The 13009-nt window shown below is 72.8% G+C and carries 13 protein-coding genes; 2 read left to right on the top strand and 11 right to left on the bottom strand.

Annotated elements, in window-relative coordinates:
• Positions 1-106: 106 nt before the first annotated feature.
• Both FHG10_RS04065 and FHG10_RS04060 read right to left on the bottom strand, forming a co-directional pair.
• Positions 107-799, bottom strand: a complete 693-nt coding sequence (locus tag FHG10_RS04065; protein ID WP_152352075.1) for a response regulator transcription factor — start codon at positions 797-799, stop codon at positions 107-109.
• A gap of 97 nt (positions 800-896) precedes the next feature.
• Positions 897-2087 (bottom strand): sensor histidine kinase, encoded by a 1191-nt coding sequence (locus FHG10_RS04060; protein ID WP_152352074.1) that lies wholly within the window; start codon positions 2085-2087, stop codon positions 897-899.
• 226 nt (positions 2088-2313) lie between these two features.
• Here FHG10_RS04060 and phoU point away from each other — a divergent pair, with 226 nt between their 5' ends.
• Positions 2314-2988: a phosphate signaling complex protein PhoU gene (phoU, locus tag FHG10_RS04055; protein ID WP_152352073.1), complete on the top strand. Its 675-nt coding sequence runs from the start codon at positions 2314-2316 to the stop codon at positions 2986-2988.
• Positions 2989-3120: 132 nt separating this feature from the next.
• Here phoU and FHG10_RS04050 read toward each other — a convergent pair whose 3' ends face one another.
• From FHG10_RS04050 to FHG10_RS04015, 8 genes are all read right to left on the bottom strand, one after another.
• On the bottom strand, positions 3121-3486 hold the full coding sequence (locus FHG10_RS04050; RefSeq protein WP_152352072.1) for a DUF4235 domain-containing protein: 366 nt from the start codon (positions 3484-3486) through the stop codon (positions 3121-3123).
• Between the two features lie 103 nt (positions 3487-3589).
• Positions 3590-4630, bottom strand: a complete 1041-nt coding sequence (locus FHG10_RS04045; protein ID WP_152352071.1) for an LCP family protein — start codon at positions 4628-4630, stop codon at positions 3590-3592.
• Positions 4631-4753: 123 nt separating this feature from the next.
• Positions 4754-5608: a tRNA (guanosine(46)-N7)-methyltransferase TrmB gene (trmB, locus tag FHG10_RS04040; RefSeq protein ID WP_152352070.1), complete on the bottom strand. Its 855-nt coding sequence runs from the start codon at positions 5606-5608 to the stop codon at positions 4754-4756.
• Between the two features lie 5 nt (positions 5609-5613).
• A complete protein-coding gene (locus FHG10_RS04035; RefSeq protein ID WP_152352069.1) occupies positions 5614-6051 on the bottom strand; it encodes a QcrA and Rieske domain-containing protein in 438 nt (145 codons plus the stop codon).
• A 39-nt stretch (positions 6052-6090) separates the two neighbouring features.
• Complete coding sequence (gene def / locus FHG10_RS04030) at positions 6091-6657, bottom strand: peptide deformylase (protein WP_152352068.1); 567 nt, start codon at positions 6655-6657, stop codon at positions 6091-6093.
• Complete coding sequence (locus FHG10_RS04025) at positions 6654-7889, bottom strand: YihY/virulence factor BrkB family protein (protein WP_227488024.1); 1236 nt, start codon at positions 7887-7889, stop codon at positions 6654-6656. The genes def and FHG10_RS04025 overlap by 4 nt, the downstream gene beginning before the upstream one ends.
• A 106-nt stretch (positions 7890-7995) precedes the next feature.
• Positions 7996-10548, bottom strand: a complete 2553-nt coding sequence (locus FHG10_RS04020; protein ID WP_152352066.1) for a glycoside hydrolase family 65 protein — start codon at positions 10546-10548, stop codon at positions 7996-7998.
• Positions 10545-11261, bottom strand: coding sequence for an HAD family hydrolase (locus tag FHG10_RS04015; protein WP_264674028.1), 717 nt, complete (start codon positions 11259-11261; stop codon positions 10545-10547). Before FHG10_RS04015 ends, FHG10_RS04020 begins: the two co-directional genes overlap by 4 nt.
• A 283-nt stretch (positions 11262-11544) precedes the next feature.
• Between FHG10_RS04015 and FHG10_RS04010 the strand changes: the two genes are divergently transcribed.
• The gene (locus tag FHG10_RS04010; protein ID WP_152352064.1) at positions 11545-12204 is read left to right on the top strand and encodes an SRPBCC domain-containing protein; all 660 of its coding nucleotides are present in this window, start codon (positions 11545-11547) and stop codon (positions 12202-12204) included.
• A 15-nt stretch (positions 12205-12219) separates the two neighbouring features.
• On the opposite strand, the gene FHG10_RS04005 is transcribed toward FHG10_RS04010, so the two are convergent.
• Entirely contained in the window at positions 12220-12963 is a 744-nt protein-coding gene (locus FHG10_RS04005; RefSeq protein ID WP_193636191.1) for an NAD(P)-dependent oxidoreductase, read from the bottom strand.
• Positions 12964-13009 lie beyond the last annotated feature (46 nt).

The following is a 13009-nucleotide window of genomic DNA, read 5'->3' as shown; positions in this document are numbered from 1 at the left end:
ACCGCGCCGCCCGCGCATCCGAGCCGACAGACGGAATCGGGGCGCCCACCTCCTGGTGGGCGCCCCGATCCATGTGCGGGGAGAGCCGGGCCGAGCGCTCCGGGGCTCAGCGCTCGAGGGCCTCGAACTTGTAGCCCAGGCCCCGCACCGTCACCAGGTGCACGGGGTTCTTCGGGTCGGGTTCGATCTTCGCGCGCAGGCGCTTGACGTGGACGTCGAGGGTCTTCGTGTCGCCCACGTAGTTCGCGCCCCACACCCGGTCGATGAGCTGCCCGCGGGTGAGCACACGATCCACGTTGCGCAGCAGCAGCTCGAGCAGCTCGAACTCCTTGAGGGGCAGCGAGACGTCCTCGCCGCGCACCGTCACCACATGGCGCTCGACATCCATCTCGATGCCGCCCGCGCGCAGGGCCACGTCCTCCTCGTCCTCGCCGGTGTCCTGGCCGCGGCGCAGCACGGCCTTGATGCGGGCCAGCAGCTCGCGCGAGGAGTAGGGCTTGGTGACGTAGTCGTCGGCCCCGAGCTCGAGCCCGAGCACCTTGTCGAACTCGTCGTCCTTGGCGGTGAGCATGATGACCGGGACGCTCGAGGTGCGGCGGATCTCGCGGCACACCTCGGTGCCGCCGATGCCGGGGAGCATGAGGTCCAGCAGGACGAGGTCCGCGCCGTGGGTCGAGAAGATCCGCAGCGCCTCGTTGCCGGTGCCGGCGACGGCGACCTCGTACCCCTCCTTGCGCAGGGAGTAGGCGAGGGGGTCGGAGAACGACTCCTCGTCCTCGACGATCAGGATCCGCGTCATCGGCGTCCTCTCTCTCGTGCGGCGGCGCCGCGCTGGGTGGATGATACAGAGGCTGACGCGTCGGCGGGGCCAACGGCGTCCGGAGCGGCGTGGAGGATCAGGACTCCTCCGCCGCAGGTCTTCCGCCCTGGCCCACCGTGACCGCGTCGATGCGCCCCATCTCGGGGATGCGCAGCACGAACGTGGACCCCTGGCCCTCCATCGACCAGGCGGTGACCTCGCCCCCGTGGTCGGTGGCGATGTGCTTGACGATCGCGAGGCCCAGGCCCGTGCCGCCCGTGGAGCGGGAGCGGGCGCGGTCCACGCGGAAGAAGCGCTCGAAGACCCTCTCGAGGTCCTCCTTGGAGATGCCGATGCCCTGGTCCTTCACGGCGATCTCGACCATGCCGCTGTCGCGGCGCACCGAGACTCCCACGCGGGTGCCCTCGGGCGAGTAGGCGATCGCGTTGGAGATCAGGTTCGACAGCGCCGTGGTCAGCATCGACGAGGAGCCGTACACCTGCAGGCCCGTCGGCGAGCCACCGGCCAGGGTGATGTCCGATCCCAGCGCGAGGTTGCGGTTGGCGCTGAGCGCCTCCGCGACCACGTCGTCCACGTCCACGGCGCTCGCGTCGGGCAGCGCGGAGGCGCCCTGGACGCGCGAGAGCTCGATGATCTCCTGGACGAGGTGGGAGAGGCGCTGGGACTCCGACTGCATGCGCTGGGCGAAGCGGCGCACGGCCTCGGGGTCGTCGGCCGCGTCCTCCATCGTCTCCGCCAGCAGCGTGATAGCCCCCACCGGCGTCTTCAGCTCGTGGGAGACGTTGGCGACGAAATCGCGGCGCGTCTCCTCGACGCGCACCGCGCGGGTGCGGTCCTCGGCGAGCAGCAGCACGCCGTGCGAGCCCAGGGTCCCCAGCCGCACGTCGATCACGGACTCGGAGTCCTCCGGGCCCTGGCGGCGGATGGTCAGGCGCTCGTCGCGGTAGCCGCCGTTGCGGGCCACGTCGGCCGCGAGCTCGACGAGCTCCTGGTTCGCCAGGCGCGGGTAGTCGCCGCTGCTCGCGCGCACGATCCCGTACGAGTAGGCCAGCGGCGAGACCCGCAGCACGTCGCCGCCCGCATCGAGCACCACGTAGGCCGTGGAGAGGATCGCGAGGACCTCGGAGGCGGACTGGGGGACGACGGCCGTCCCCGCGGGCGAGGGGGTCTGCGAGGGCCGGTCCTGGCGCACGAGCGACAGCGTCGCCGCACAGCCGATCACGAGGCCGATGGCCCCGGCGAGGACGAGGAGGACGGACGCAGGCACGTCCCCATCGTAGAGGCAGGTGAACGGCGTCGAATCACCGTCGGCGGAGTCGGGGCGGGTGGGTGGGCAGGAGTTCACGAAGCCGTGCCCTCGCGTTCACATAGGGTTGCGACCATCGGACGTCAGCACGCACGCGTCCCGTCGGCACGACCGCCGGGACGGCCGCGACGGCCGGACGGCCACGACGGGCATACGGCCACCACGGCCATGAGGAGAAGAGGGGCACATGCGCGAGGCCTACAGGAGCGACCTGCGACACCTGGTCGAGGATCTGGTCGAGATGCTCGAGCTCGTCCGGTCGGGGCTCGCGGACGCCTCGACGGCGCTGCTCGAGGGGGATCTCGCCCTGGCGGAGAGGGTGATCGCCGCCGATTCGCACATCGACGACGATCAGATGCAGATCGACGAGAAGATGATCGAGCTGCTCGCACGGCAGGGGCCCGTCGCGAGCGACCTGCGCCTGCTGGTCGCCGGACTCCGGATGAGCTCGACCATCGAGCGGATGGGCGATCTCTCCGCGCACATCGCGATCGTCGCCCGCCGCAGCCACCCGCAGCTGGGCGTGCCCGAGCGCCATCGTGAGGAGTTCCAGCGCCTGGGCGAGCTCGCCCTCGGTGCCGTGACCTCGAGCGCGAAGGTCATCAGCGACAACGATCTGGCGCTGGCCGCGCAGGTCGAGAAGGACGACGACGAGCTCGACTCCCTGCAGTCCGAGATCTACCGCTCGATCGCCCGCAACGACGACTACTCGAGCGCCGAGGTCATGAACCTGACCCTGCTCGCCCGCTACTACGAGCGCATCGGGGACCATGCCGTCTCGCTCGTGCGCCGCGTGGGCTTCCTGGTCACCGGCGACACCCTCGACTCGCGCGGCGCGCTGGGGGATCCCGACGAGGAGTGAGTGAGCGCGCCGACGCGGCGCACAGCATGCAGAACGGGGCCCCGACCGAACTGGTCGGGGCCCCGTTCTGCATGTCGCGGGGGCTCGGGTCGCGGTGGCAGGCGCCGCGGAGGCGCTCAGCCGCGCGCCCGCTCAGCCGCGGTTCGCGCGCGGGCGGCGCTCGGTGATCTTGCGCGCCCCCACCTCGGTGCCGTTGCGGGCGGCCTGACGGATCGCCTGCAGGACCACCCCCGTGAGCAGGGTCCACACGATGATCTGCCAGGCGGGACGCTCGTTCTCGGGGTCCGTGATCGCCTTGACCTCCTGCTTGGAGGCGCCGGACTTCTTGGCCTCCTTGCGGGCGGCCTTCGTCTCCTTGGCGGAGCGCTTGATGTTCTTGTTCGTGGGGGCGTCGTCGTCGACGACGGCGTTCCACACCGCGGTGATCACCTTCTGGCCGACGATGCCGGCGGCGATCGAGGCACCGGTCATCGCGATCTTCACCAATGGGTTGGGCACGTGAGCCTCCTGCTCGGTGTGGGGTCGATGTCGGGGACGGTCCGATGGTACCTGCGCGACCTCGGTGCTCGCCCCGGCACCCGCCCGAGCGCCCGCGCCGGTCCTAGTACTCGCCCTCGTGGTCGGCGAAGTACTCGTCCATGGTGTCGTCCTTCAGGGCGGTGCGCAGGGCCTTGGTGTCCTCGTCCTCGGTGGCCACGACGCTCGCGCCGCCCGAGGTGGTGTAGGGATCGCCGTGGGGCACGCCCAGGTAGTGGATGTCGTCGCCCCGGATGCCGCGCATGGAGAGCCCCAGGCTCACCAGGGCGCTGCCGGTGAGGTCGTCGTCCGTGGTGAGGTACGGGGAGATCACGTCGACGGTCTCGGAGATCTTCGAGGGGCTCGACAGCGTGTCCCGGCTCAGCAGCTCGGAGACGATCCCCTGCAGCAGCGCCTGCTGGTTGCGGTTGCGCTGGAAGTCGCCGTCGGAGAACGCCTTGCGCTGTCGCACGAAGGTCAGGGCGGTCTCGCCGTCCATGTGCATCGAGCCCTTCGTGAAGGTGGTGCCGTCGGCCTCGAAGTCCTGGCTGACCTGCACGTCGACGCCGCCGAGCGCATCGACGAGACCCTGGATGCCCTCGAAGTCGATGAGGGCGGCATGGTCGATGCGGGTGCCCGTGAAGTCCTCGACGGTGCTCACCGCGAGCGGCACCCCGCCGAAGGCGAGCGCCGCGTTGATGCGGTCCTTGCCGTGGCCGGGGATGTCCACGTACAGGTCGCGCGGGAACGACATGACGTAGGCGCCGCTGTGGTCCTCGGGGATGTGCACGAGCATCATCACGTCCGAGCGCTGCCCCGAGACGTGCTCGGCGGCGGCGTCCTCCGCATTGCGCTTGTCGGAGCCCAGCAGCAGGATGTTCTCCCCGCCGGCGTCCTCGGGCCGGTCGCCGTCGGAGGCACCGCGGTCGATGCTCACCGTGGTGCGCTTCTCGTAGGAGCCGTTGAGCGAGGCGAGGTAGCGGCCGGCGATGATGCCGACCACGGCGATCAGCACCACCAGGATCAGCAGGATGATCAGCAGCGCGCGTCGCCTGCGGCGGCGGGGCGGGTGCGTGTCGCCGTCCTGCTCCCAGTCGCCGGGCAGGTCGATGTCGGGCTCGCTCATGGGGAGGTCCTCCGGGGTCGGGCCGACGGGCGGCGGGGGAGCGGGATCGGGCCCGCGCTGCGTGCGCGGGGCGAGGGTGCGAGGAGGGGCCGACGGGGTCGGTCGTGCGTCCGCGGGACGGGATCAGGCGCCCGGCGCGGGCGCTTCCGGGTCAGGGTAGCCCGGCTCCGGGCGCGATCCGCGGATCTCGTACGCGAGATCCCAGACCAGGCGGCCCGCGTCGAGCGCCTTGCGCTCGAAGCTCGTGAGCACGCGGCCCTCGAACCGGGGCGCCCAGCCCTGCTCCGGAGTCTCCTCGGGCACGGTGTCGCTGGGCTCCCCGGCGGGCCGCGGACCGCCCGGGTGCAGGGATCGCAGGCGCGGGTCCGCGTCCAGGACCGTGCGCATGTGCACGGCGTACTCGGCCCAGTCCGTCGCCAGGCGCAGCACGCCGCCCTCGGACATCAGGGGCAGCACGGCGTCCAGCAGGGGCGGGTTCACCAGGCGCCGCTTGTGGTGGCGGGACTTGTGCCAGGGATCGGGGAAGAAGATCCAGAGCTCCCGGATCGAACCCGCGGGCAGCAGCGTGGGCAGGGAGTGCAGCGCGTCCAGCGGGACGAGGCGCACGTTGCCCGGCGAGCCCGCGCGCTCGATGCGGTCCAGGGACTGCGCGATGCCGGGAAGATAGACCTCGAAGGCCAGATGGTCGCGCTCGGGATGCGCGGCGGCCGCCGCGGCGATGTTCTCGCCCTGGCCGCTGCCGATCTCGACGACGAGCGGGACGGCCCCGGCCCGGTCGCGGCCGAAGACCCCGCGGGGGTCGAGGCGCGCACCGGGAGCGGGGACCGTGTCGCGCTCGCCGCGGGCGATGTCCAGGACGTAGTCGTCGGCGAGGCGGTCCCAGGCCTCCTGGCGGCTGCGGGAGAGCCGCGTCCCGCGGCGCACGAAGGAGACGACGTCGCGGCGGGGACGGTGGGACGGGGCGGTCTCGGGCACCATCGCGCTCAGCGGACGCGCTTGAGGTTGTCGCCGTCGACCTCCACGGTGACCTCCGGCAGCGGATCGGCGGCGGGTCCGCGCAGCACGTCGCCGGAGGAGGCGTCGAAGCGCGACCCGTGGCAGGGGCAGTCGAGCTCGGCGCCGTCGTGGCCGACGGCCAGCGCGCAGCCCTGGTGGGTGCAGTAGCCGGACAGGGCCGTGACGTCGCCGCCCGAGCCGCGCACGATCGCGACGTAGGGCTCCTGGCCCCCGAAGTTCACGAGCGTGGTCGCGTTCTCGGGGATCTCGGAGAGCGCGACCGCATCGTCGGAGGCCTGCACGGGGTCCGCATTGCCGAAGCCCTCGTCATCCGGCCCGCACGCGGCGAGGCCGGCCGTGGCGGAGGAGCCGAGGGCGAGCGCGCCCAGGGCGCGGCGGCGGGAGAGGCAGGGGCGGCGATCCATGCCCGCCAGGATACTCAGCGGGCCGGTGTGGGGCGGGGATCAGACCTCGTCGGCCGAGAGCTGTCGCGGATCCCACGTCAGCAGGCCGCGGGCACGCCAGCCGCGCGCGGTGACGGCGTCGAGCGCCTCACGGCGGGCAGTGGGGGAGAGGCGGTCGAGGTAGAGCGTGCCCTCGAGGTGATCGGTCTCGTGCTGGAGGCAGCGCGCGAGGACGCCGCCCTCGTCGCTCACCTCGACAGGCTCCCCCTCCAGGTCGATGCCGGTGACGCGGGCGCCCGTGAAGCGGGCCGTCGGCCAGCCCAGTCCGGGCACGGACAGGCAGCCCTCGATCGACTCCTCGTCCAGCACCAGCTTCCCGAAGCGCTCGAGGCGCGGATTGATGACCACGCCGCGGCGCTCGACGCCCGCGGCGTCCTCGCACGCGTAGACGAAGATCCGCCAGCGCGCCCCGACCTGGGTCGCGGCGAGGCCCGCGCCGTCGGCCGCGTCGTTGGTCTCGAACATGTCGGCGACCAGGGTGCGGATGTCCTCGGTGACCTCGCGGACCCGTCGGGTGGGTCGTTCGAGGGCGCGATGGCCGAGGATCGTGATGGGGCGGACGGTCACGGACGGTCTCCTGAAGGGTCTGCGGGGGTATCGGCGGGGGACGGGGGCTGGGATGCGTCCGCGGGCGCAGTCTCGGATGCGGACCCTGAGGCGGCCCCTGAGGCGGAGGGCGCGCTCGGGCGCGTCGGGGTGTGCTCGGCGGGCGTCGGGGCGAGTGCCGCCGGGCGCGCGATCACGGGCACGGGCTGCTCGGGCCCCGTGTGCACGGCGCTGCGGCGGGGAGGGTTGATCGCGAAGGGGCTGCGCGCGTCCACGATCGCGGCGCTGCGGGGCGCGCGCAGCGGCTCCCCGCTGTTCGCGGCCTCGCTGACCTGCCGTCCCACCTGCTCGTTGTGGTCGGCGACCCCGGCGAGGAACTCGAGGGAGTGGGAGGCGTGGGTCTCCAGGGCCAGGTGGTGCCAGGCCGGCAGCCCGGAGGCGATCTGGCGGGCGCGCAGCAGCTCGGCGTCCAGGGCGGCGCCGGCGACGATCACGATGTTCGCCAGCCACAGCAGCAGCAGGATCCCGATCGCGCCGTTCAGCGCGGGCAGCAGGTCGGAGATCCGCGTGAGCTCCCCGGTCAGGCGGCCCAGCAGCTGGGCGGCGCCGAACAGCAGCAGCACCGAGAGGGTCGAGCCGACCGTCATCACCCGGTACCGCGGGAGCTTCACGTTGGGGAACAGGTAGTAGGCCAGGGAGATCAGGACGATGAGGATCGCCAGCAGGATCGGCCACTTCACGACGTTCCACACGTCGAAGGCGATCCGCGGGATCCCCACGAGCTCGCCGACGCGCTGCGTGGCCTCGCCGCCCACGGTCACCACGCCGGCGATCATCAGCACCATCACCACGGCCAGCACCGTCTCGCCGAACACGATCGTGCGGAACCACAGGAACGGCCGGCCCTCGCGGGTGTCGTAGACGTGGTGCAGGGCGCGGTGGAAGGCGGCCATCCCGTTGGATGCCGAGAGCAGCGCGCCCAGGGTGCCCAGCGTCAGCCCCACCACGCCGCCGCGGGTCGTGGACAGCGCCAGCAGAGCGCGCTCGTAGGGATCGGGGTCGACGCTCGGGAACACCTCGGTGAGCAGGTCGCCGAGGGTGTCGACGGTGCGCTCCTGGAAGCCCAGCATGGAGACCATCGAGATCATGGCGATCGCCGCCGGCAGCACCGAGAGCAGCATGTAGAAGGTCATGGTCCCGGCGACGTCCCACACCTGGATGTCGATCAGGCGGATCCGCACGCGGTCGAGCACGTGCCAGATGCTCAGCCGCGGCCGGTCGACCGTGACCTCCCGGCGCGCCCTGCCCCTCACCGCCGCGGGCCGACGGGGCGCGCGCCCCGGGCCCGCGCGGCAGAGCTCATGCCGACGCCTCCTGCTCCTCGTGCCGGCCGTCCGGATCCTCGGTGACCACGGGGAACTCCCAGGGGGAGTCCGGGTCCGCCGGGACCGAGGAGGTGAGGATCGAGCCGTCGGCCCGGCGGTCCCCGAGGCCCACGGGCTCGCTGAGATCGGTGTCGTCGAGCCGCGGCCCCTGGTCCTCGAGGTCGACGCCCGCGCCCTCGGCCGTGATCCGCACGCCCTGCCCGTGCACGGAGACCTCGATCTCGGGGCCGTCCTCGAGGGTGAACTCGATGCGCTCCTGGGTCACGCGCGCGGTGACGCGCGATCCGCGCACGGTGAGCGGGAAGACGAGCTCGGGCCAGGAGGCGGGCAGGCGCGGGTCGAAGCTGATGGCGCCGTCGTCCTGGCGCATGCCCCCGAAGCCGTGCACGAGCGCGTTCCAGACCCCGCCCGCGGAGGCGATGTGCACGCCGTCCGCCGTGTTGCCGTGCAGGTTCGCGAGATCCGCGAACAGTCCCGCGTGGAAGTAGTCGAGGGCCGCGCGGTGGTGGCCCACCTCCGAGGCGACGATCGACTGCACGACCGAGGACAGGCTCGAGTCGCCGGTGGTGATCGGGTCGTAGTACTCGAAGTCCGCGCGCTTCTCCTCGAGCGTGAACTCGCTGCCGCGCAGGAACAGCGCGAGCACCACGTCGGCCTGCTTGAGCACCTGGAAGCGGTAGATCACCAGCGGATGGAAGTGCAGCAGCAGCGGCAGCGCCTCCGGCGGGGTGGCCGGGAGGTCCCACACCTCCTTGTCGAGGAAGGAGTCGTCCTGCGGATGGATGCCGAAGGCCTCGTCACGGCCGACGTGCATGCCCTCCGCGCACGCCTCCCACTGCGCGGGCTCGGCCTCGTCGAGATCGATCTTCGCGACCAGGTGCTCGTACTCGACCGGGTTGCGCTCGCGCAGCGAGTGCACGGCCTCGGCCGCACGGCGCAGGTTGAAGCGCGCCATCACGTTGGTGAACATGTTGTTGTTCACCACGGTCGTGTACTCGTCCGGGCCGGTCACCCCGTGGATGTGGAACTCGTGGCGGTCGTCGCCGTGGCTGCGCCAGAAACCCAGGTCCGCCCACATCCGCGCGGTCTCGGCGAGCACCTCGATGCCCTCGCGGTCGTAGAACTCGAGGTCCCCGGTGACGTCCGCGTACTGGGCGAGGGAGTGGGCGACGTCCGCGTCGATGTGGTACTGGGCGGTGCCCGCCGCATAGTACGCGGAGGCCTCGTCGCCGTTGATCGTGCGCCAGGGGAAGAGGGCGCCGCGCTGGTTGAGCTCGCGCGCCCGCTCGCGGGCCTTGTCCAGCAGGTCCACGCGGAAGCGCAGCGCGTTGCGCGCCCATCGCGGCGAGGTGAAGGTCAGGAACGGCACGACGTACACGTCGGTGTCCCAGAAGTAGTGGCCCTCGTAGCCGGACCCGGTGACGCCCTTCGCGCCCACGCCCAGCCCGTCGGCCCGGGCCGTGGCCTGGGCGAGCTGGAACAGGCACCAGCGCACGGCCTGCTGCTCGACGGGATGGCCGGGGATGCGCACGTCGGTGCGGTCCCAGAAGTCCTGGAGGAACGAGCGCTGCTCGGCCTCGAAGTGGGCGAGGCCGTCCTGCCGGACCCGGTCCAGGGTGCGGCGGCAGCGGTCGAAGAGCTCGCGCACCGGCAGGAACGCCGAGGAGTGGTAGGACACGGCCTTGGTGATGCGCAGGGTGGAGCCCGGCACCATCTGGGTGCGGAAGACGTGCTTGCCCTGGTCCGGCTCGGTGGAGACCAGCTGCTCGACCTCGAGGTCCGAGTGCACGCTGTGGTCCGCGCCGATCGCGAGCGACATGTCGGAGTCCGCGGTGCGGTAGCCCAGCAGCATCCGGCGCTCGCTGTGCCAGTCCTGGTGGGGGATCAGCACGCGGTGGTCGAACGTCGTGGTGCGGCGCGGGTCGTCCTTCTGCGCGGCCTTGCCGTGGACCCCGAAGTCGTCGCTGCCGTCCTGGCGGTTGATGATCTGCGAGGAGACGGCGACCGGGGCGCTGCCGTCGAGCATCTCGAGCTCCATCGTCATCTGCGCGAGATGGCGGTGGGTGAACGAGATCATCCGGCTCGTGCGCACGCGGATGCGCTTGCCCGCGGGCGTGCGCCAGATCAGGTCGCGGCGCAGGGTGCCGTCGCGGAAGTCGATCGCGCGCTCGTAGGTCTCGAGCTCCGCGGTGTCCACGAGCAGGGGCTCGTCGTCGACGTAGAGCTTCATGACCGTCGAGTCCGGCACGTTGACGATGGTCTGGCCGGTGCGGGCGAAGCCGAAGGCGGACTCGGCGTGGTTGATCTGCCAGGTCTCGTGGAAGCCGTTGATGAAGGTGCCGTGGGCGTGGACCGGCCGGCCCTCCTCGGAGGTGCCGCGCATGCCCAGGTATCCGTTGGCGACCGTGAACAGGGTCTCGAGCTGGCCGAGGTCTCCGCCGGGCCGGGACTCCACCAGCCGCCACTCGTCCACGGGCAGGTGCTGGCGGTCCACGGGGTCGCCGGTGATCACGTCGCGGGGGTTCATGCGCGCTCCTCGCTGGGGACGGGCGGGTTCGGGATGAGCTGGTCGAGGTCCTCGACCACGAGGTCGGCCCCGGCGGAGGCGAGTGCCTCGCGGCCGGCGCCGCGGTCCACGCCCACGACCGCGCCGAAGCCGCCCGCAGCGCCCGCGCGCACGCCCGAGACGGCGTCCTCGTAGACCACCGCGTCGGTCGGCTCGAACCCGAGGCGGCGCGCGGCGTGGACGAAGGTGTCGGGGGCGGGCTTGCCCGGCAGCCCCTCGTGCTCGGCGACGTTCCCGTCGACGACGACCTCGAAGCGCTCGCGCAGGCCGGCGCCGACGAGCACCTCCTCGGCGTTGCGCGAGCTCGAGACCACCGCGAGGCGCGCGGCAGGGGACAGCGCGTCGAGATAGGCGACCGTGCCGGCATAGGGGGCGACGCCGTCGCGTCGGATCAGCTCGAGCACCCGGTCGTTCTTGCGGTTGCCCAGGCCCCGGATGGTCTCCTCGCCCTCGGCCTGGTCGGAGGGGTCGTCGGCCGCGCCCTCGGGCAGGGTGATGCCCCGCGAGGCGAGCATCTCGCGCACCCCGTCGTAGCGGGGGCGGCCGTCGACGTGCGCGAAGTAGTCGGCGTCGGTGTACGGCTCGGCGACCCCGCGCGAGGCGAGGAACTCGGAGAACATCTCCGCCCACGCGGCCATGTGGATCTCGGCCGTGGGCGTGATGACGCCGTCCAGATCGAAGAGGTGGACGGGGAGGCTCTGCGGGGAGGAGCCCCGGGGCGGGGCGGGCGGCGGGCTCTGGGGCGTAGGGCTCGGATGCACGCGCTCCATGCTAGATCCACGCGCGCCGCCGACCGCGGATGGACCGCCGCATGTCGAGGATGTGACGTGCGCGCGGCGGGTCGTGCACACCGGACGCCGGACCCTGGCGGGTCGCCTCGCGTCCGGCGTACGATCTGGTCGCCGTGCGTCACGGCGGCGCCCCACCCCTCGAGCCTCTCCCCTGCAAGGAGCACGGATGACCGCTTCCGCGGCAGCCCCTCTCGTCGACGCGGTCCGAAGGACCCTCGACATCGTCCCCGGCGAGGACGCGTTCGGCGTCACCTCCACCCTCTCGACGAATCTCGCACCGGCGCCCGTGCGGCTCTGGCCCCTGCTCGCCGATCCCGCGCAGCTCGTGCAGTGGTACGGGCCGGTCACCGGGGACCTCCGCGAGGGAGGCAGCTTCCGGGCGCCCGCCGCGAGCGGCCGCGTGCTCGAGGTCGAGGCGCCCCATGCCCTCCACCTCACCTGGGAGTACGAGGGCCGACAGGACGATCTGCTGCTGCGGCTGGACCCCGTGGACGACGGCTCGACGTCCCTCGAGCTCGTGCACACCACCGCCATGGACCCGGGCGTCTTCGCGCAGTTCGGGCCCGGTGCGCTCGCGGTCGGCTGGGACCTCGCCCTCCTCGGCCTCGCGGCCTTCAGCCGCGGCTGGGAGGACATGTGCGGCCGCACCGTCCCGCTGCCCACGCCGCAGTGGCTCGCGAGCGACGAGGGGCGCGGGTTCGTGCGCGCCTGGTCGATCCGCTGGGCCGCCGCCTCGACCGCGGCCGGCACCGACCCCGACCAGGCCCGGCAGGGAGAGATCGCGACCACCGCCGCCTACGGCGGGGCGAGCCCCGCCGCCGTCTGAGCAGACGCGCCCGGCTCAGGAGTCGACGGCGACCGCCCGCACCCGGGCGCGCGCATCACCCGCGACGAGCGCCTGGTCCACGAGCGCCCGGGCGAGGTCCTCGCGCGGGATCGCGCGGGTACGCGGGTCCTGCGGATCGGCCGCCGCGCCGTCGGCCCGCACCAGACGGGGCGAGCGCGTGCCGAGCAGGTCGGTGAGCCGGCCGGCGCGCAGCAGCGTCCAGTCCAGGCCGCTGCCCGCCACGAGCATCTCGCAGCGGCGCAGATCGCGGGCGCGCGCAGCCGGGTCCGCGGCTCCGCGCAGCTCGCGCCCGAGCTCCCCGAGCACTCGGCGCAGCGAGCGGTCCACCCGCGGTGCCGCGGGGTCGCCGTGCAGGGCGAGCGAGGACGAGGCGACGAGTCGGGGGACGTGGCGTCGGCGCATCCCGCGGATCACGCTCATGACCAGGTCGACATCGTCCGCGCCGGGGCCCGCGGTCCCGGAGCCGCCCGCCGCGGCGGTGTCGGGATCGAGGGCGAGGATGACGGCGTCCGCGCCCTCGAGCGCGTCGAGCAGGCCGACCGGGTCGCCCGGGTCGATGCGCACGAGCATCTGGGCGGGGGAGATGCGTGCGAGTCGCGAGGGGTCCTCGGCGGCGCTCACCACCTCGAGGGAGCGCAGCAGTGCGTCGCGCGCGACGGCCTCGCCGAGAAGCCCGTCGGCCCCGAACACCGCGATCCGAGGGTGGCCGGTGGTGGGGTCGGGGCGCGCGCTGCTCATGGAGCCACGGTATCCCGGGGGAGACATGCGGATGTCCCGCCACCGG

The organism is Brachybacterium subflavum (assembly GCF_009299795.1).
GTDB lineage: Bacteria > Actinomycetota > Actinomycetes > Actinomycetales > Dermabacteraceae > Brachybacterium > Brachybacterium subflavum.
The sequence above is the reverse complement of the archived record's forward strand: the minus strand, read 5'-3'. Positions and strand labels throughout refer to the sequence as shown.

Coding starts and splice junctions, on each gene's coding strand:
- FHG10_RS04065 (WP_152352075.1), bottom strand. CDS start 799: ATGACGCGGATCCTGATCGTCGAGGACGAGGAGTCGTTCTCCGACCCC.
- phoU (WP_152352073.1), top strand. CDS start 2,314: ATGCGCGAGGCCTACAGGAGCGACCTGCGACACCTGGTCGAGGATCTG.
- FHG10_RS04045 (WP_152352071.1), bottom strand. CDS start 4,630: ATGAGCGAGCCCGACATCGACCTGCCCGGCGACTGGGAGCAGGACGGC.
- trmB (WP_152352070.1), bottom strand. CDS start 5,608: ATGGTGCCCGAGACCGCCCCGTCCCACCGTCCCCGCCGCGACGTCGTC.
- FHG10_RS04035 (WP_152352069.1), bottom strand. CDS start 6,051: ATGGATCGCCGCCCCTGCCTCTCCCGCCGCCGCGCCCTGGGCGCGCTC.
- FHG10_RS04020 (WP_152352066.1), bottom strand. CDS start 10,548: ATGAACCCCCGCGACGTGATCACCGGCGACCCCGTGGACCGCCAGCAC.
- FHG10_RS04010 (WP_152352064.1), top strand. CDS start 11,545: ATGACCGCTTCCGCGGCAGCCCCTCTCGTCGACGCGGTCCGAAGGACC.
- FHG10_RS04005 (WP_193636191.1), bottom strand. CDS start 12,963: ATGAGCAGCGCGCGCCCCGACCCCACCACCGGCCACCCTCGGATCGCG.